This window comes from Stenotrophomonas acidaminiphila (assembly GCA_002951995.1).
Lineage (GTDB): Bacteria > Pseudomonadota > Gammaproteobacteria > Xanthomonadales > Xanthomonadaceae > Stenotrophomonas > Stenotrophomonas acidaminiphila_A.
Genome location: CP019797.1, coordinates 243,428 through 262,500 on the forward strand (window position 1 = coordinate 243,428; position 19,073 = coordinate 262,500).

The 19,073-nt window shown below is 70.8% G+C and carries 13 protein-coding genes and 2 pseudogenes; 5 read left to right on the plus strand and 10 right to left on the minus strand.

Annotated features, from left to right (window positions below):
* The first annotated feature begins 861 nt into the window (after positions 1-861).
* A pseudogene (locus B1L07_01015) lies at positions 862-2,252 on the plus strand (phosphomannomutase/phosphoglucomutase).
* Between the two features lie 73 nt (positions 2,253-2,325).
* On the opposite strand, the gene B1L07_01020 reads toward B1L07_01015, so the two are convergent.
* From B1L07_01020 to B1L07_01055, 8 genes and pseudogenes are all read right to left on the minus strand, one after another.
* Entirely contained in the window at positions 2,326-3,033 is a 708-nt protein-coding gene (locus B1L07_01020) for a DNA-binding response regulator (protein ID AUZ53947.1), read from the minus strand.
* Positions 3,026-5,686 (minus strand): histidine kinase, encoded by a 2,661-nt coding sequence (locus B1L07_01025; GenBank protein ID AUZ53948.1) that lies wholly within the window; start codon positions 5,684-5,686, stop codon positions 3,026-3,028. Before B1L07_01025 ends, B1L07_01020 begins: the two co-directional genes overlap by 8 nt.
* Before the next feature lie 36 nt (positions 5,687-5,722).
* The gene (locus tag B1L07_01030; protein ID AUZ53949.1) at positions 5,723-6,340 is read right to left on the minus strand and encodes a potassium-transporting ATPase subunit C; all 618 of its coding nucleotides are present in this window, start codon (positions 6,338-6,340) and stop codon (positions 5,723-5,725) included.
* Positions 6,309-8,372: a potassium-transporting ATPase subunit B gene (locus B1L07_01035; protein AUZ53950.1), complete on the minus strand. Its 2,064-nt coding sequence runs from the start codon at positions 8,370-8,372 to the stop codon at positions 6,309-6,311. The genes B1L07_01030 and B1L07_01035 overlap by 32 nt, the downstream gene beginning before the upstream one ends.
* 1 nt (position 8,373) lies before the next feature.
* A complete protein-coding gene (locus tag B1L07_01040; protein ID AUZ53951.1) occupies positions 8,374-10,086 on the minus strand; it encodes a potassium-transporting ATPase subunit KdpA in 1,713 nt (570 codons plus the stop codon).
* 10 nt (positions 10,087-10,096) lie between these two features.
* Positions 10,097-10,189, minus strand: a pseudogene (locus tag B1L07_01045) (potassium-transporting system small peptide KdpF).
* Positions 10,190-10,470: 281 nt separating this feature from the next.
* Positions 10,471-11,172: a hypothetical protein gene (locus tag B1L07_01050; protein AUZ53952.1), complete on the minus strand. Its 702-nt coding sequence runs from the start codon at positions 11,170-11,172 to the stop codon at positions 10,471-10,473.
* A 15-nt stretch (positions 11,173-11,187) separates the two neighbouring features.
* On the minus strand, positions 11,188-11,847 hold the full coding sequence (locus B1L07_01055; protein AUZ53953.1) for an orotate phosphoribosyltransferase: 660 nt from the start codon (positions 11,845-11,847) through the stop codon (positions 11,188-11,190).
* Positions 11,848-11,957: 110 nt separating this feature from the next.
* Between B1L07_01055 and B1L07_01060 the strand changes: the two genes are divergently transcribed.
* The 3 genes from B1L07_01060 to B1L07_01070 all read left to right on the plus strand — a co-directional run bounded on the left by B1L07_01060 (position 11,958) and on the right by B1L07_01070 (position 14,474).
* On the plus strand, positions 11,958-12,758 hold the full coding sequence (locus B1L07_01060; protein AUZ53954.1) for an exodeoxyribonuclease III: 801 nt from the start codon (positions 11,958-11,960) through the stop codon (positions 12,756-12,758).
* A complete protein-coding gene (locus B1L07_01065; protein ID AUZ53955.1) occupies positions 12,755-14,131 on the plus strand; it encodes an MFS transporter in 1,377 nt (458 codons plus the stop codon). The genes B1L07_01060 and B1L07_01065 overlap by 4 nt, the downstream gene beginning before the upstream one ends.
* A 112-nt stretch (positions 14,132-14,243) precedes the next feature.
* Positions 14,244-14,474 carry a hypothetical protein gene (locus B1L07_01070; GenBank protein ID AUZ53956.1) on the plus strand — a complete coding sequence of 77 codons (231 nt, stop codon included), beginning with the start codon at positions 14,244-14,246 and terminating at the stop codon, positions 14,472-14,474.
* A gap of 207 nt (positions 14,475-14,681) precedes the next feature.
* Here the strand turns inward: B1L07_01070 and B1L07_01075 are convergent, their stop codons facing one another.
* Both B1L07_01075 and B1L07_01080 read right to left on the minus strand, forming a co-directional pair.
* Positions 14,682-15,806 (minus strand): anhydro-N-acetylmuramic acid kinase, encoded by a 1,125-nt coding sequence (locus B1L07_01075; protein AUZ53957.1) that lies wholly within the window; start codon positions 15,804-15,806, stop codon positions 14,682-14,684.
* A gap of 73 nt (positions 15,807-15,879) precedes the next feature.
* Positions 15,880-17,334 (minus strand): hypothetical protein, encoded by a 1,455-nt coding sequence (locus B1L07_01080; GenBank protein AUZ53958.1) that lies wholly within the window; start codon positions 17,332-17,334, stop codon positions 15,880-15,882.
* Positions 17,335-17,497: 163 nt separating this feature from the next.
* Here B1L07_01080 and B1L07_01085 point away from each other — a divergent pair, with 163 nt between their 5' ends.
* A complete protein-coding gene (locus B1L07_01085; GenBank protein ID AUZ53959.1) occupies positions 17,498-18,709 on the plus strand; it encodes a tyrosine--tRNA ligase in 1,212 nt (403 codons plus the stop codon).
* Positions 18,710-19,073: the final 364 nt, after the last annotated feature.

The following is a 19,073-nucleotide window of genomic DNA, read 5'->3' on the forward strand; positions in this document are numbered from 1 at the left end:
GGGGCTTTCGAGCAATGGCGGCAGGCCGGTACCGGCGCGCGGCTGGAACAGGCGCGCGACCAGGCGGTGGAGCAACTGCACGCGACCTTGGCCGCGCAGACCACCCAGTTCGCGCGCCAGCTGGAACTGGCGCCGGTCAAGGCCGCCCTGGCCAATGGCGACGCCGCCGCCGCCGCCGCCGCGGTGCGCGAAAAATGGAGCGGGGTGGACGACGCGCAGGTATTCGATGGCGCGCTGGCCGATGCCTACGCCGACCCGGCCGCGTTCGGCTACTCGCGGCTGGCGCTGCTGGAGCTGGCAATGAGCGAAGGCAAGCCGGTCGCGCGCGTGGTGCGCGACGGCAATGCGCCGCGGCTGGGCCTGGCCGCGCCGGTCCGCCTGCAGGAGCGGCCGGCGGTGATCTACGTCCGCCAGCCACTGAACCGCCTGACCACCGTGTTCGACGCGCTGGACGCGCCGGATTCGGCCTTCCTCGGCCTGCGCCAGGGGGGATTCACCATCGTGCGGCGCGGCGATACCGCGCTGGGCGGCGGTGCCGATGCGCTGGCGCGGCCAGTGGCCGACGCCGGCCTGCGCGTGGTGGCGGAGATGCCCGACCTGGGCGAAGGCCCGCTGGGCCTGGGTGCCCTGGCCTGTGCGACGGTGGCGCTGCTGATGCTGGCGACGGCGGTGCTGTTGCTGGTTGGCCGCAAGCGCCTGCGCCTGCCGGTGCTGCGGCGCGGTGGCGAGCCGCTGGATGCCGACGATGGCGTCACCCTCAGCGAGGCGCTGGCGCAGGAACCGCTGCCGGTGGCGGCGGCGCGCGCGCGCGAGGCCGATGAGGCCGGCGATGCGCCGTCGCCGGGGACGGATATCGGTACCGTGGCCGCCGGCATTTTCCGCGCCTATGACATCCGCGGGTGGTCGGCAGCGAGCTGACGCCGGCGGTGGCCACCCTGATCGGTCAGGCCATCGGCAGCCAGATGCAGGCCCAGGGTCTGCGCGAGGTGGTGGTGGGGCGCGACGGCCGCCTGTCCGGCCCCGAGCTGGTGGCCGGGCTGGTCGAGGGCCTGCGCCGCGCCGGCTGCGACGTCATCGACATCGGCATGGCGCCGACCCCGGTGGTGTACTTCGCCGCGTACCACCTGCGCGCCGGCAGCTGCGTGGCGGTGACCGGCAGCCACAACCCGCCGGACTACAACGGCTTCAAGATCGTGATCGGCGGCGAAACCCTGTCCGGCGAGGCGATCACCGAGCTGTACCGGCGCATCGTCGAAGGCCGCCTGCAGCGGGCCGACGCCCCGGGCGGCCTGCAGCAGCGCGAGGTCATCGCCGACTACGTGCAGCGCATCGCCGACGACGTGCAGCTGGACCGCCCGCTCAAGGTGGTGGCCGACGCCGGCAACGGCGTCGCCGGCGCGGTCGCGCCGCAGCTGCTGGAAGCCATCGGCGCCGACGTGATCCCGCTGTACTGCGAGGTCGACGGGCAGTTCCCCAACCACCACCCGGACCCGAGCGAACCGCACAACCTCGAGGACCTGGTGCAGATGGTCCAGCGTTTCGACGCCGACCTGGGCATCGCCTTCGACGGCGACGGCGACCGCCTGGGCGTGGTCACCCGCGAGGGCCGCATCGTGTTCGCCGACCGCCTGCTGATGCTGTTCGCCGCCGATGTGCTGGCGCGCAACCCCGGCGCGATGGTGATCTACGACGTCAAGTGCACCGGGCGCCTGGCCGACTACATCCTGCGCAACGGCGGCAGCCCGATGATGTGGAAGACCGGGCATTCGCTGATCAAGGCGCGCATGCGCGAGACCGACGCCGAGCTGGCCGGCGAGATGAGCGGGCACTTCTTCTTCAAGGAGCGCTGGTACGGCTTCGACGACGGCCTGTATGCCGCCGCGCGCCTGCTGGAGATCCTGGCCCAGCGCGAGGAGGATCCGTCGGCGGTGTTCGACGAACTGCCCGATGCGGTCTCCACGCCGGAGCTGAAAGTGGCGGTGGCCGAAGGCACCCAGCATGCGCAGGTGGCACTGGTAGTGGCCGCCGCGCAGGCCGAGGATTCGCCGTTCGCTGCCGCGCGCATCTCCACCATCGACGGCCTGCGCGCCGATTTCAGCGATGGCTGGGGGCTGGTGCGCGCCTCCAACACCACCCCGGTGCTGGTGCTGCGCTTCGAAGCCGACGACGCGGAGGCGCTGGAACGGATCAAGGGCCTGTTCCGCGAGCAGCTGCAGCGGGTGCTGCCGGCGGGAACCGAACTGAATTTCTGAGCCGGCGCATCCGCGCCGCGCGGGTGCCCGCCGTTGCAGGCGGGGACAGGGCCCGCGCCGGGTGGCGCGCGCCCTAGGGCGCCTGGAAGCGCAGGCCGACGCCCGGCTCGGTGAACAGGTAGCGCGACTGCAGCGCCGAGTCGCCGAGCTTGTGCCGCAGCCGGCCCACCAGGATGCGCAGGTAGTGGGTGTCGTGGCGATGGCTCGGGCCCCAGACTTCCTGCAGGATCTGCGGCTGGGTGACCACCCGCCCGGCGTTGCGCAGCAGCAGCGCCAGCAATGCATATTCCTTGCGGGTCAGCGCCACCGCCGCACCATCCACGCGGACCTCGCGGCGGGCCAGGTCGATGCGCAGGTGGCCATCGTCGAACAGCGGCACCTGGCCGTCGCCGTCGGTACTGCGGCCGCGCAGCAGCGCCCGCACCCGCGCCATCAGTTCCTGCGTGCCGAACGGCTTGGTCACGTAGTCGTTGGCGCCGTTGTCCAGTGCCCGCACCTTCTCCGCCTCGCCACCGCGCACGCTGAGCATGATCACCGGCACCTGGCTCCACTGGCGCAGTTCGGCGAGCACCTCGTGGCCTTCCATGTCGGGCAGGCCGATGTCCAGGATCACCAGGTCGGCGCCTTCGCCGGCCAGCGCACGCAGCCCCTCGCCGCCGCTGGCGGCCTGCGCGGTGGCATAGCCCTGGGCGCGCAGCGAGATATCGAGGAAGCGGCGGATCTGCACCTCGTCGTCGATCACCAGCACCCGCGCTGGCGGTATGGCCGGGGTGTCAGGCATCGTCGCGCGGGCCTTCCGGGTGGGGCTGGAGCAGCGGCAGGGTCATGCGCACCAGCGTACCGCGTCCATCGCGGCCGGGCAGCGCTTCGACATGGCCGCCATGCGCGCCGATCATGCCCTGGCAGATGGTCAGGCCCAGGCCGGTGCCCTGGCGGCCGCGGTCGCCGCGCTCGACGCTGTAGAACATGTCGAAGATGCGCAGGCGCTCGGCGTCGGGAATGCCCGGTCCCTCGTCGATCACCTCGATGCACAGTTCGCCGTCGCGCACGCGCGCGCGCACTTCCACCGCCACCCCCGGCGGCGAGAACTTGGCCGCGTTCTCCATCACGTTGAACAGCGCCTGTTCGACCAGCGCCGGGTGCACCCAGATCGGCGGCAGGTCGTGCGGGATGTCCAGCTTCAGCAGCGCTTCGGGCTGGTAGCGCTGCAGCCGCCGCGCCGCCGAGCCGATCAGTTCGTCGATGCCGATCCAGTCGCGGCTGAGCTTGAGCCCGTCGTGCCCCAGCCGGGTCATGTCCAGCAGGTTCTGGATGTAGCGGTCCAGGCGCTCGCCCTCGACCACGATGGTGTCGAGCAGGGCGCGGCGGTCGCCGGCATCCATCGCCTCGGCATAGCTGGACAGGCTGTCGGCCGAGCCGATCATCGCCGCCAGCGGCGAGCGCAGGTCGTGCGATACCGACGACAGCAGCGCCGAGCGCAGGCGTTCGGTCTCGTTGTGCAGGTGCGCGGTTTCCAGGTCGGCGACCAGCCGCGTGCGCAGTGCCGCCTGGGCGATGTCGTCGACCATCGCCTCGGCCAGCTGGCGCTGCTCCGGGGCCAGCCGCGGATGCTGGCGGTCGAAGCGCAGGCCGGCCACGCCGATGCCATGCCCTTCGCCGTCGAGCAGGGGCAGGAACCACCAGTCGGCGCCGGCCAGGGTGTCGGTGAAGCGGCCCGACGGCTGCCCGTGGCGCAGCGCCCAGTCGGCCGCGGCCAGGTCGGTGTCGCCGGGCGCGGCGCTGCCACCGGTGCTGGTGTCGTGCGCCACCCGCACCCAGGCCGGCGCGTCCAGCGCCTGCTCCAGCGCGACCCTGCCGGCATGCGCCACCTGCGCGTTGTCCACCGCGCTGGCCAGTTGCCGGCCCAGCGCCTGGCGCACGTTGGCATGGCGGTTGGCCGCGCGCAGCGCCACCACCTGCATGCGCAGCCGCGACGCCAGCCGCCCGGCCACCAGCGCCGCGGCCAGGAACAGGAACACGGTGATCACGCCCTGGCGCGCATTGATGGCGAAGGTGAAGCGCGGCGCGATGAAGAAGAAGTTGTAGGCCAGGAAACACAGCGTGGCCGCCAGCACCGCCGCGCCCATGCGCGTGCGCGCGGCCACCAGCACCACCGCGACGATGAACACCATCGCCAGGTCGCTCAGCCCGATCCAGCGTTCGCCCAGCCATGCCGCCCCGCAGGCCACGGCGGTGGCCAGCAGCGCCAGCCCGGCATCCCGGCTCCAGTTCTCCGGGTCCAGCGACAACCGCGCCCGGCGCGCGCTGGCGCGCGCCTGCGGCGTGCTGATGATGGTGATCTCGTAGTGCGCGCCGCGTTGGATCAGCTGCTGGGTCAGGGTCTGGTTGAACAGCCGCGCCAGCGGTCGTTCGCGGGTGCGGCCCAGCACCAGGGTGGAGACGGCGTTGTGCGCGGCATGGTCCAGCAGCACGTCGGCGATGCCCGGCCCGTGCAGCAGTTCGGCGTCGCCGCCGAGTCGGCGTGCCAGCGCGAAGGCGGCGTCGATCTCGCGGCGGGTCGCCTCGTCCTGGCGGCCATGCTGCACCGTGACCACGGTCCACGGGGCGTCGCGGCGCTCGGCGATGCGACGGGCCACGCGCACCAAGTATTCGCTCTGGCCGCCGCCGTCGATCGCCACCAGCACCCGGCGCCGCAGCGGCAGGTTGCCCTCGCCGCGCGCCGCGCGGGTCTCGCGCAGGCTGCTGTCGACGCGGTCGGCCGCTTCCTGCATGGCCAGCTCGCGCAGCGCGGTGAGGTTGGCCGGCGAGAAGAACGCCTGCAGCGCCTGCGCCGCCTGTTCGGGCACGTACACCTTGCCCTGGCGCAGGCGCTCGATCAGTTCGCGCGGCGGCAGGTCGACCAGCACGATGTCGTGCAGGCGGTCGAACACCGCATCGGGCACGGTTTCGGCCACGCGCACGCCGGTGATGCGCATCACCACGTCGTTGAGGCTTTCCAGGTGCTGGATATTGATGGTCGTCCACACGTCGATGCCGGCGTCGAGCAGTTCCATCACGTCCTGCCAGCGCCGTTCGTGGCGGCTACCGGGGGCGTTGCGGTGGGCCAGTTCGTCCACCAGCACCAGGGCCGGGTGCCGCGCCAGCACCGCGTCCAGGTCCATCTCCTGCAGGCGATGGTCGCGGTACTCGACCTCGCGCAGCGCGATCACCGGCAGGCCGTGCAGCAGCGCGGCGGTGTCGTCGCGGCCGTGGGTTTCCACCACCGCCGCGACCACGTCCACGCCGCGGCGCAGTTGTTCCTGCGCGCGGGTGAGCATGGCGAAGGTCTTGCCGACGCCGGGCGCGGCGCCGAGGAAGACCGTCAGCTTGCCGCCGGCTTCGCGTTGCAGGCTTCCGGCCAGCGCATCGGCCTGGCGGCTGCGGGTATCGTTCATGGCCGCGATTGTGCGCCGCCGCCGGCAGGGGCGGAATCAGGGCGCATGCGCGGCCGCATCCAGGGCCAGGTTCAGCGCGATCACATTCACCCGCGGCTGCCCCAGCACGCCCCACCCGGGCGCCTGCACGTGGCGCTCCAGCAGGGCTTGCACGCGCTGTTGCGGCCAGCCGCGCGCCCGCGCCACGCGGGCCACCTGCAGCCGTGCGGCGGCAGGCGACAGCTCCGGGTCGAGGCCGCTGGCGGAGGCGGTGACCAGGTCGCCGGGCACCTGCGCCGCCGCGACCCCTTCGCGCGCCGCCACCGCGGCGGTGGCAGCGGCCACGCGCTGCGCCAGTTGCGGGTTGCCGCGCGCCAGGTTGCTGCCGGCGGCGGCCATCGGGTCGTAGCCGCTGGCCGATGGCCGCGCCTGGAAGTAGCCGTCGCCGGCGAACGGCTGCGCCAGCAGCAGCGAACCACGCACGCGGCCGTCCGCATCGCGGACCAGGCTGCCGTCGGCCTGGGCCGGGAACAGGGTGCCGGCGATGCCGGTGGCGAGCGTGGCATAGGCCAGGCCGGTGCCGAGCAGGGCGAACAGGGTCAGGCCGATGGCCGGGCGCCACAGGGCAATGGAGGTCTTGGGGTCATGCGCCGAGTACCAGGACGAGGAGAAGATCGATGGCCTTGATCGCCGCGAACGGCAGCAGTACCCCGCCCAGGCCGTAGACCAGCATGTTCCGGCGCAGCAGCGCGGTGGCGGTGGCCGGGCGGAAGCGCACGCCGCGCAATGCCAGCGGGATCAGCGCCGGAATCACCAGCGCGTTGAACACCAGCGCCGCCAGCACCGCGTTGCGCGGGCTGGACAGCTGCATCACGTTCAACGCCGCCATCGACGGGATCGCCGCGGCGAACAGCGCCGGCAGGATCGCGAAGTACTTGGATACGTCGTTGGCCAGCGAAAAGGTGGTCAGCGCGCCGCGGGTGATCAGCTGCTGCTTGCCCACCTCGACCACCGCCAGCAGCTTGGCCGGATCCGAGTCCAGGTCGACCATGTTGCCGGCCTCCTTGGCGGCCTGGGTGCCGGAGTTCATCGCCAGGCCGATGTCGGCCTGGGCCAGCGCCGGGGCGTCGTTGGTGCCGTCGCCAACCATCGCCACCAGTCGCCCGCCCGCCTGTTCGCTGCGGATCCGCGCCAGCTTGTCCTCGGGCCGGGCCTGGGCGATGTAGTCGTCCACGCCGGCTTCGGCGGCGATGGCCGCGGCGGTCAGCGGGTTGTCGCCGGTGATCATCACCGTGCGGATGCCCATCGCCCGCAGCTGCGCGAACTTCTCGCGCATGCCGTGCTTGACCACGTCGGCCAGCTCGACCACGCCCAGCACATGCCGGCCTTCGCATACCACCAGCGGGGTGGCGCCGCCGCGCGCCACCTGGTCCACGCGCGCCTGCAGTTCGTTGGGGACGTTGCCGCCCAGTGCCGACACGTGCGCGGTGATGGCGTCGGCCGCGCCCTTGCGGATGCGCCGTCCGTCGGCCAGGTCCACGCCCGACATGCGCGTCTGCGCGCTGAACGCCAGGTAGTCGGCCCGGTCCGGCTCGCCGGTGGTGCAGCCCTGCTCGCGCGCCAGGCGCACGATCGACCTGCCCTCCGGGGTCGGGTCGGCCAGTGAGGACAGCAGTGCGGCCTCGCGCAGGTGCCCGGCCTCGATGCCCGCCAGCGGGTGGAAGGCGCTGGCCTGGCGGTCGCCGTAGGTGATGGTGCCGGTCTTGTCGAGCAGCAGCACGTCCACGTCGCCGGCCACTTCCACCGCCTTGCCCGACTTGGCCAGCACGTTGGCCTGCAGCGCGCGGTTCATGCCGGCGATGCCGATGGCCGGCAGCAGCCCGCCGATGGTGGTTGGGATCAGGCACACCAGCAGCGCGATCAGCAGCAGCGGATCGAGCCGCACGCCGACGGCGGCGGCGATCGCCGGCAGCGTCGCCACCACCACCAGGAAGGTCAGCGACATCGCCGCCAGCAGCAGGGTCAGGGCGATCTCGTTCGGCGTCTTCTGCCGGTTGGCGCCCTCCACCAGCGCGATCATGCGGTCCAGGAAGCTGTGCCCGGGCTCGGCGGTGACGCGCACCACGATCTGGTCGGACAGCACCTTGGTGCCGCCGATCACGCCGGAGCGGTCGGTACCGGCCTCGCGCAGCACCGGTGCCGACTCGCCGGTGACGGCGGCCTCGTTGATGGTGGCCAGGCCCTGCACGATCTCGCCGTCGGCCGGCACGAACTCGCCGGCGCTGACGATCACGTGGTCGCCCGGGCGCAGCGCCGCGGCGGCGACCGCGCTTTCGGCCGCACCGAACCGCGGTGCCGCCAGGCGGCGTGCCACCAGGTCCTGGCGCGCGCGCCGCAGCGCCGATGCCTGGCCGCGCCCACGCGCCTCGGCCACGGCTTCGGCGAAGTTGCCGAACAGCACCGTCAGCAGCAGGATCGCGGTGACCGCCAGGCCGAAGCCCAGCGGCGCCTGGCCGCCGAGGGTGAGCAGCAGCGCCAGCACGGTGCCGGCCATGACCACGGCCATCACCGGGTTGTGCAGCAGGTGCGCGGGCGCGAGCTTGCGCACGGATTCGCGCAGCGCCTGGCGCCAGCCGGCGGCGTCCAGCAGCGGGGGCGGCGCGTGGCCGGGCGGGAAACAGGGGAGTTCATCGAAGCGCTCATGGATGTCAGGCTCCCTGCAGCGCCAGGCCCAGGTGGTCGGCCACCGGGCCGAGCACCAGTGCCGGCATGAACTGCAGCACGGTGAGGACGACGATCACGCAGACCAGGGTCAGGGCGAAGGTCGGGGTTTCTATCTGCAGGCTGCCGGCGCCCTGCGGCGCCTGCCGCTTGCCGGCCAGCTGCGCGGCGATGGCCAGCGGCACGATCAGCACCGGGAACCGGCCCAGCGCCAGCACCAGCGCGCAGCTGAGGTTCCACCAGACCGTGTTGTCGGCCAGTCCTTCAAAGCCCGAGCCGTTGTTGGCATAGGCCGAGGTGAACTCGTAGAACACCTGGGTGATGCCATGGAAGCCGGGGTTGGAGATACCGGCCAGGCCGGGAATGGCCAGGGTCAGCGCGGTCATGCCGAGCAGGGTGATCGGCTGCAGCAGCACCAGCAGGGCGAGCAGCCGTACCTGGGGCGTTTCCAGCTTGCGGCCGAACAGCTCGGGCGTGCGCCCGGTCATCAGTCCGGCCAGGAACACCGCCAGCATCAGGTACACCAGGAACTGCTGCAGGCCGCAGCCGATGCCGCCCCAGATGGCGCCGACCAGCATGTTGACCAGCGACGCCATGCCGGCCAGCGGACTCATCGAATCCTGCATGCCGTTGACCGACCCGTTCTGCACCTGCGTGGTGAGCGTGGCCCACAGCGCGGTGCCGTCGGCGCCGAAGCGGACCTCCTTGCCCTCCATCAGCAACGGGCTGGCAGCGCTGGCGCCGTGCCCTTCCAGCCACACCGTGCCGAAGGTGGACAGCAGCGACATGCCGAGCATGCAGCCGAGCACCAGCGCGCCGAAGCGGCGGCGGCCGGTGAAGGCGCCGATCATGAACACCACCGCCATCGGTAGCAGCACGATGCCGACCAGCTCCAGCGCGTTGGACAGCGGGGTGGGGTTCTCCAGCGGAAAGCTGCTGTTCGGCCCGTACCAGCCGCCGCCATTGGCGCCGAGCTGCTTGGCCGCGACCATCGCCGCCACCGGGCCCAGCGGGATCTTCTGCGTCGCCATGCCGGCGCTGGCATCGATCGGCGTGGCCTGCGGGCCCGCGGCCAGCGTCGAGGGCACGCCCTGCCAGGTCAGCAGCAGGGTCCATACCAGGCACAGTGGCAGCAGGAAGCGCAGGCACAGGCGCACCACGTCGACGTAATAGTTGCCGACCGTGACCGGCGCGGCCGCCGCCCGGGCACCGGACTGCTGGCCCGGCGCCCGGGCGAACAGCGCCCGCAGCGTGGCCACCGCCAGCGCCAGGCCCATCATCGGGGTGATCACCTGCAGGCCGGTGATGGCGGTCATCTGCGACAGGTAGGACAGCTGGGCCTGGCCGCTGTAGTGCTGCTGGTTGGTGTTGGTCAGGAACGACACCATCGTGTGCAGCGCGGTGTCCCAGCGCAGGTTGGGAACATGGTCCGGGTTGAGTGGCAGCCAGGCCTGGGTCATGAACACCGCCAGCGTCGGCACGGCCAGCACCAGGTTGCTGGCGAGGAAGGCGAGGGCATAGCCGCGCCAGGACATGGCACGCCCCGGGTCGACGCCCAGCAGCCGGTACAGCGGCTTTTCGATCCAGCCGAACAACGGGTCGATGCGCATCGGCGCACCGCGCATCAGCCGCGCCAGGTACAGGCCCAGCGGCCACGCCAGGGCGATGCCGGCCAGCAGGATGACAAGGGCTTCGGTCATGGCGTGCTCCTCAGAACGACTCGGGACGCAGGACCGCGTACAGCAGGTAGGCGGCAGCGACCAGCGCCACCAGTCCGCACAGGAAGAAAAGCCAGCCGGGCATTGGGAACCTCGGTTCAGCGGCGCGACCGCCTGCGCGGCGGGCGTACCGTGTGGATGGGAAAGTGGCGGCGCATTGCCAGCATGGCCGCCAGTGCCAGGAGCGCCATGGTGCTTCCGGGGGCCGTAAACGTTCGATGCCGCGTGCCCGGTCGCGGCGTAAAAACGCCATAAAAAAGTGGGTGGCCGTGGTTTGGCCGCCGGTGCGGTACCGGGCTGGCGGGGGCTGAAGGCAACAAAAAAGCGGCCCGGGGGCCGCTTGCGGGGTTCCGCCGGTGGGCGCGCTCAGCCCGGCGGCGATGCCGGGGTATCGGCCGCATCGGCCGCCGCGGCGGTGCCCTTGAGCTCGCGGTAGCGGGCCAGGGTTTCGGCGATCTCCACGTCCAGCGCCTTGCGCTGCTGCTCGAAGGCGGCCTGCAGCCGCAGCTGGGCCAGCAGTTCGGTATGCCGCTGGCGGATGTCCTGGGCCTGCTTGTCGGTCACCTTCTGCCCGGCCAGTTCGCGGTCGCCGGCGATCGACAACTGGGTGGCAAGCGCCTCGCGCAGGCTGCCGACGTTGTAGATGGCGGTCTTGATGTTGTTGTCGACGATGGCCGCGCGCTCGTTGAACACGCGGCGCAGTGCGTCCTCGCTGCCATAGGTGGACAGCATGGCCTGCTCGGTGCGCCTGCGGGTCTCGGCCGCCGCCGCATCCACCTGCGCCTGCGCCGCGGCGAGCTCGGCGTCGGCGCGCTCCTCGGCGGTGAGCGCGCGCTGCACGTCGGCGCTGCGCAGGCCGCTGCGCGCGCTGAATTCCTGGCGTGCGTTGTTGACCGCCTCCGGCGGCAGGGTGTCCGAGCAGATCCGCTCACCCCGGGCGGTGTCCCAGCAGTAGAGCTTCTTGCCGGGGTCGGCCGGCTTGTCCTGTGCCGGCACCGGTACCGGCAGTGTCAGCGCAGCCAGCACCAGCAGCATGCCGGCGCCGGTGATGGACGGATTCGGCCTCATGACAGCCCCCTGCGGTCAGCCCGTTGGATTGCTTCCGTAACGGGCCCGGTAGGCCAGCAACGGTTCGCGGTAGCCGACAAGTTCCGGGTTCCCGGACGCGAATGCAAGCAGGTCGGCCAGGTTGGCCACGGCGATCACCGGGATGCCGGTCTCGGCGGCCACGGCCTGGGCGGCCGAGCGGCGGTCCTCCTCCGAGGCGATCTCCTGGCGGTCCAGGGCGACCACGATGCCGGCGGGGATGCCGTTGGCGGCGCGGATGATGGCCAGCGCCTCGCGGATGGCGGTACCGGCGGTGATCACGTCGTCGACGATCAGGATGCGCTTGCCGGCCATGTCGGCGCCGATCAGGGTGCCGCCCTCGCCGTGGTCCTTGGCTTCCTTGCGGTTGAAGGTCAGCGGCAGGTTGCGGCCGCGGTGCGAGAACTCGCAGGCGATGGCGGTGGCCAGCGGGATGCCCTTGTAGGCGGGGCCGAACAGCTGGTCGAAGGCGACGCCGGAGGATTCCACCGCGTCGGCGTAGCAGTTGCCCAGCTGGGCCAGCGCCAGGCCGGTGTCGAAACGGCCGGCATTGAAGAAATAGGGGCTTACCCGGCCGGACTTGAGGGTGAACTGGCCGAAGCGGAGGGCATCGGCGTTCAGCGCCAGCTGCAGGAAGCGGGAACGATGGTCACTCATGTAATGCGCTTTTCTGTCGTCTATTGAAGGCGCCTAGGGTAAAGCATGGCTTCGGGGAATGCTGGCGCGGGCGGTATGCTGTGCCGTCCCGGGCCTGTCAGCGGTTTCCCATGCGCATCATCAGTTTCAACGCCAACGGCATCCGTTCGGCCACCACCAAGGGCTTCGGCACCTGGTTCGCCGGCCAGCAGGCCGACGTGCTGTGCATCCAGGAGACCAAGGCGCAGGAGTCGCAGCTGTCCGACCCGCTGTTCCGCCCCGATGGCCACCACTGTTTCTACCGCGACGCCATCACCAAGAAGGGCTACAGCGGGGTGGCGATCTGGAGCCGGCGCGAGCCGGACGAGGTCCGCACCGAGCTGGGCTGGGCCCCGTTCGACGACGAGGGCCGCTACATCGAGGCCCGCTTCGGCAACCTGAGCGTGGTCTCCTTCTATATCCCGTCCGGCTCGTCGGGCGAGCTGCGCCAGGGCTTCAAGTTCGAGGTGATGGAATGGCTGCGGCCGATCCTCGACCAGTGGCTGGCCAGCGGCCGCGACTACGTGCTGTGCGGGGACTGGAACATCGTGCGCACCGCCCTGGACATCAGGAACTGGAAGTCCAACCAGAAGAATTCCGGCTGCCTGCCCGAGGAGCGCGACTGGCTCAACGGCCTGTGCGCCGACCTGCCCGGGGAGCATGACCCGGGCGCCGGCCGCGGCTGGGTGGACGCCTATCGCGTGCTGCACCCGCAGGGGCAGGACTACACGTGGTGGAGCAACCGGGGCGCGGCGCGCGCCAACAACGTCGGTTGGCGCATCGACTACCAGCTGGTCACCCCCGGCCTGCGCGGGCGCCTGCGCGGCTGCTCGATCTACCGCGACGAGCGCTTCTCCGACCACGCCCCGTTCAGCGTGGACTACGACCTGTGAGCGAGGCCGCGCCGAAGCGCCGCCAGGGCTGGCGGGAGGTGATGGGCAACCTGCGCCAGCGCAAGGTGCTGGCGATGCTGCTGCTGGGCTTCAGTTCCGGCCTGCCGATCTACCTGGTCGGCAATACGCTCGGCTTCTGGATGCGCAAGGAAGGCATCGAGCTGGACACCATCGGCTTCCTGTCCTGGGTGGGCCTGGCGTACTCGATGAAGTTCCTGTGGGCGCCGATCGTCGACAAGACCGACGTGCCGGTGCTGGGGCGGGTGTTCGGGCGCCGACGTGGCTGGATGCTGCTGTCGCAGCTGCTCGCCGGCCTGGCCCTGGTCGGCATGGCGCTGGTGCAGCCCAAGGGCGGCGACATGCTGGTGCTGGGCCTGTCGGTGGAGCACCTGCTGGTGTTCGGGGTGCTGGCCACCGTGGTGGCGTTCGCCTCGGCCACCCAGGACATCGTCATCGACGCCTGGCGCATCGAGAGCGCCAGCAGCAGCGAGCAGCTCGGCCTGCTGACCGCCTCCTCGGCGCTGGGCTACCGCACCGCGCTGCTGGTCACCGACGCGCTGATCCTGATCATCGCCGCGCGCGTGGGCTGGCAGGTGTCCTACGAGATCATGGCGGCGCTGATGGGCCTGGGCGTGGCCGCGGTGCTGCTGGCGCGCGAACCGGCGCGGGCGGTGCTCGCCGTGCACGACCAGGCCGCCCGGCTGTGGACCCCGCGCGGCCTGTTCGACGCGGTGATCGGCCCGTTCGTGATGTTCTTCCGCGAGTACCGCAGCGGCGCGCTGCTGATCCTGGCGGCGATCAGCATCTACCGCATGGCCGACTTCGTGATGGGCCCCATGGCCAACCCGTTCTACGTCGACCTCGGTCTGGACGAGGACACGGTGGGCGCGGTGCGCGGCTCGGTCGGCCTGGTGGCCACGTTCTTCGGCATCGCCCTGGCCGGGGTGATCTCGGTGCGCTGGGGGGTGATGGCGGCGCTGCTGGTCGGCGCGGTGCTCGGCCCCTGCTCGAACCTGGCGTTCGCATGGATGGCCTACGTCGGCCCGGGCAAGCTGGAGTTCGCCATTGCCATGGCGGTGGACAACCTGTCCAGCGGCTTCGCCGGCACCGCCCTGATCGCCTACATGTCCAGCCTGACCAGCATCGGCTACACCGCGACCCAATATGCGTTGCTCAGCTCGTTCTACGCGATGCCGGGCAAGGCGCTCAAGGGCCTGTCGGGCATGACCGTGCAATACCTGGCGCAGGGCCGCACCCTGCTGGAGGGCTACGCGCTGTTCTTCGTCGGCACCGCGCTGCTGGCGATACCGGTGCTGCTGCTGTGCGTGGCGCTCGCGGCGATGCAGGCGCGCAAGGCCACCACGTCCGGCTGAATGCGCCGCGGGCGGGTGGATCGCGCGAGCCGCGTTCCGCCCGCCGTTGAAACCGGGCGCCGCGTCGTCGATGATGCCCGCGGGGGATCCGCCGGACTGCTGGCGGAATGACATGGCCGACGTGATCTTGCGGGATGTCGACCCGCTGCTGCTTGAACGCATCCGCCGCCTCGCGGTGGCGCGTGGCTGGACCCGCGAACATACCTGCCTGGTGCTGCTCGAACAGGGCTTGTTCGCCGGCGAGCACGAGATGAGCCACGGCTTCGAGAACCCGGAGGTGGACGTGCTGTCCGAGGCCATCCATGCCCTGCAGGCGTTGCCCGCCGGCGCCGAATTCGGTTGAGTGCATGCCCGGCACGGGCCAGGGCTGCGCCCCGATGCCCCGGCTTCAGGCAAACGCGGCTCGCCGTAGATGCGGGCTTGCCCCGCATGCGACATGCCGGGCAAACCGTGCCGGGCGAGCCCGGCAGCTACGACAACGGGCAGGGCAGGGGGACGCCCGGCACCCCAGCATCCGTGCGGGCGATTTTCGGGGCCGCGCCCCAAGGTTTCACGCCGGGTGGATCGCGCCCAGGATCCGCGGCCCGCGCGCGCCGCTGACGCTGGGCAGGTTGCCCGGGCGTCCGGCCAGGGCTTCGCGTGCCAGCCAGGCGAAGCCCATCGCTTCCATGTAGTCCGGGTCGAGCCCATGCGCGGCGCTGGAGACCACCTCCACTCCCGGCAGCCGCGCGGCGATGCGCCGCAGCAGGTGGGGATTGCGGACGCCGCCGCCGCATACCAGCAGCCGGCGTGCGCCGGGCAGGTGCGCCCGCAGTGCATCGGTGACGGTGGCGGCGGTGAGTTCGGCCAGGGTGGCCTGCACATCGGCCGGCGCCAGCGGCGCGTCGCCGATCCGCGCGTCCACCCAGTCCAGGTGGAACTGTTCACGGCCGGTGCTCTTGGGCGGTGGCAGCGCGAACCAGGCATCGTCCAGCAACCGCGCCAGCAGCGCCTCGTCCACCCGGCCAGTGGCGGCGAAGGCGCCATCGGCATCGAACGCGGCGCCGAGGTGGCGCTGGCACCAGCCATCCAGCAGCGCATTGGCCGGGCCGGTGTCGAACCCGCGCAGGCTGCCGTCGCGCGCGAGCAGGCTCAGGTTGGCGATGCCGCCCAGGTTGAGGACCGCCCGGTCCTCGCCGCTGTTGCCGAGCATTGCCAGGTGGAAGGCCGGCATCAGCGGCGCGCCGTGGCCGCCGGCGGCCACGTCGCGGCGGCGGAAATCGGCCACCGTGGTGATCCCGGTCAGCTCGGCGATGCGGTGGGCGTCGCCGATCTGCCAGGTGAAGGCAGGCAGCGCCGTGGGGCGATGGCGGATGGTCTGCCCGTGCGACCCGATCGCCCGCACCTGCGCGCGGCTGATCCCGGCCCGCTCCAGCAGGCCATTGGCGGCGGCGGCGAAGGCGATGCCGACTTCGGCGTCCAGTTGCCCGAGCGCATCCAGTGATGCCGGCTCGGCGCCCTGTCCCAACGCCACCAGAGCCTCGCGGGTCCGCGCCGGCCAGTCGCAGGTATGCCCGTGCACGAACCGGCAGCCGCCTTCAGCCGGGAACTGCACCAGCGCGGCGTCGATGCCGTCGGCGCTGGTGCCGGACATCAGGCCGAGGAACAACGGCAGCTGCGGATCGATGGAGGTCATGCCGGGGCCAGAAACGAAAAGGGCAGGGAAGCTTCAAGGCTCCCTGCCCCTGTCGTCAACGCGGCGGCGCGGCTCAGCCGCGCTTGTTGCCGGCCGCCACGGGGGTCGCGGCACTGGCCGTGACCGTGGGCTTGTCCTTGCCGGCATCGGCGTACATCAGCTCTTCCATGCCCTGGATGCGCGCCATCGCCGGCGCGGTCTGGGCGCGGAACGCGGCCAGCTCGGCGCCCTTCAGCGGCTCCGGCGGCGGCATGGTCACCGACAGCGGGTTGCGGTGCTGGCCGTTGACCCGGAATTCGTAGTGCAGGTGCGGGCCGGTCGCCATGCCGGTGGAGCCGACATAACCGATCACCGTGCCCTGGTTCACGCGCTGGCCGGTGCGGATCTTGCCGAAGCGCGACATGTGCCCGTACAGCGTGGTGTAGCCGCGGCCGTGGTCCAGGATCACCACGTTGCCATAGCCGCGCTGGGTACCGGCGAACTGCACGCGGGCGTCGCCGGCGGCCATGATCGGGGTGCCGGTGCCGGCGGCATAGTCCACGCCCTTGTGCATGCGCATGGTGCCGAGGATCGGATGGCGGCGCGAGCCGAAGGTGGAGCTCAGCCGCGCGAACGGAATCGGCATGCGGATGAAGCTCTTCTTCAGCGGCCGGCCGTTGAGGTCGAAGTACTCGGACTTGCCGCCGCGCTCGAATCGGAACCCGGTATAAGTCTTGCCGCCGGTGCTGAAGGTGGCGGCCAGGATCTTGCTGGTGTCGATGCGCTCGCCCTCGCGCCAGGTCTCGTCCATGACCACGCTGAAGCGGTCGCCCGGCTGCACGTCCTTGGAGAAGTCGATGTCGTACTTGAAGATCTCGTCGGTCATCGTGTTGATGGCCGAGGGCGACAGCCCGGCCTTCAGGGCCGAGGCATAGAGCGAGCTGCGGATCTCGCCGCTGGCGACCACGGTGCGGGTGGTGGTCGCGCGCTCCAGCACCTTCTCGCGGATCTGGTCGCCCTGCAGGGTCAATTCCACGCGGTGGCTGGGGTCGCGGTCGAAGCGGATCGTGCGCAGCTGGCCGTTGACCGGCAGGTCGAAGGCGATCTCGGCCCCCGGCCGCAGCCGGGTCAGCGCCTCGCGGGTACCCGGGTGGTCCAGCAGCCGGTGCATCACTGTCGCCGGCACCCCGGCGATCTCGAACAGGTCGCTCAGGGTCTGGCCGCGTTCCACCCGCAGGATCTGCCAGCTGTCGCCCGGGGTTTCGCTGCGCCGGGCCAGCGACAGCGGCGGCAGTGGCAGGGCCAGGGTCGCGTGCGCCGACGGCAGGGGCGCGTCGATGGCATTGGAGAAGCCCGGCACGATGGTCGCCGCCAGCGCGCCGATGGTCGCGAACAGGCTGGCGTGGATCCAGTGGCGCCGGGTCCAGCGTTCGTTGAACGCGGCCGGGAGGTGTTGCTTCAACTTCCGATGCAGGGCGGTGTCGTGGAGGACGTGGAGTCGTTCCTGAAAGCGCTGTTTGCGCGCCTGGCCGTGATCGGGTTGGGACATCGCTGGGTTCTCTGGACGGCCCGGATCGCGGGCCCAAACGCGGGTAACATAGTCACCCTTCAATACCGCGTCAAACCATTGAGCCGCATGGCTTTTTGATGAATTGGGCGGTTAACCTGCACTTAACACATTCATGTCTGACGGCGAAGCCGGGAGTTCTAGCGTGTCCTCGATTGATGAAGCCCTTGCCCTGATCGGCCGCGGTGCCGATGAAATCCTCAAGGTGGATGAACTGCGCCAGCGTCTGGAAAGCGGCCGTCCGCTGCGGGTCAAGGCCGGCTTCGACCCCACCGCCCCGGACCTGCACCTGGGCCACACCGTGCTGCTCAACAAGCTGCGCCAGTTCCAGGATCTCGGGCACCAGGTGATCTTCCTGATCGGCGACTTCACCGGCATGATCGGCGACCCCTCGGGCAAGAACGTCACCCGCAAGCCGTTGTCGCGCGAAGACGTGCTGGCCAATGCCCGCACCTACGAGGAGCAGGTGTTCAAGGTGCTCGACCGCGCGCGTACCGAGGTCCGCTTCAATTCCGAATGGTTCGGCAAGATGGGTGCGGCCGACATGATCCGCCTGGCCGGCCAGCACACGGTGGCGCGCATGCTTGAGCGCGACGACTTCGCCAAGCGCTACGCTGCCCAGCAGTCGATCGCCATCCACGAATTCCTCTACCCGCTGGTGCAGGGCTACGACTCGGTGGCGCTGGAAGCGGACGTCGAGCTCGGCGGCACCGACCAGAAGTTCAACCTGCTGATGGGCCGCGGCCTGCAGGAGCACTACGGCCAGAAGCCGCAGATCGTGTTGACCATGCCGCTGCTGGAGGGCCTGGACGGGGTCAACAAGATGTCCAAGTCGCTGGGCAACTACATTGGTATCAGCGAACCGGCGATCGACATCGTCACCAAGACCATGAAGATCGACGACACCCTCATGTGGCGCTGGATCGACCTGCTCAGCTTCGACATCTCCATTGCCGAGGCCAGCCAGCTGCGCGCCGATGTCGACGCCGGCGCGATCAACCCGCGCGAGATCAAGCTGCGCCTGGCGCGCGAACTGGCCACGCGCTTCCACGATGCGGCCGCCGCCGAGCAGGCGATTGCCGGCTGGAATGCGGCGGTGACCGGGCAGGGCGACATCACCCAGCTGCCGTTGCAGGAAGTGAAGGTGCCGGCCGACGGCCTGCGCATCGGCGCGCTGCTGACCGCCGCCGGCCTGACGCCCAGCAACTCGGAAGCCTCGCGCAAGCTCAAGGAGCGCGCGGTCAAGGTGGACGGCCAGGTGGTCGAGGATGCGCAGACGGTCCTGCAGCCGGGCTTCGAAGGCCTGCTGCAGGTGGGCAAGCGCACGTTCGCGCGGGTGTTGCTGGTTGCCGCCTGACCCCGTAGTTCATGGCCCCGTGGCGGCGTACCCGTCCACGGGGTGCGGGATGTGCAGGTGCTGTGTATTTGCCTCTTCCCAAAACCTGTAACAGGTTGCATACTTCCGCTCCTTCGCCGCCGGCCGGTGGTTGGCGGCGAAGGCAGGAAGTTGAAGTCACCCTCACGCAGGTGTTGACGGCAACAAAAAGGCTGCCATAATAGGCGGCTCGCTTCGACGAAAAGCCCTCGGGTTTGCGGTTGGAGCAGCGGAGTCGAACCTCGAAACGAGGTGTTGACGAAGCGGAAAAGCCGGCTATAATGGGCGGCTCGCTCGGACGGAAACGCCGGGCACTAGGAAGAAGGCGCTGAGGCCGATTCCGAAG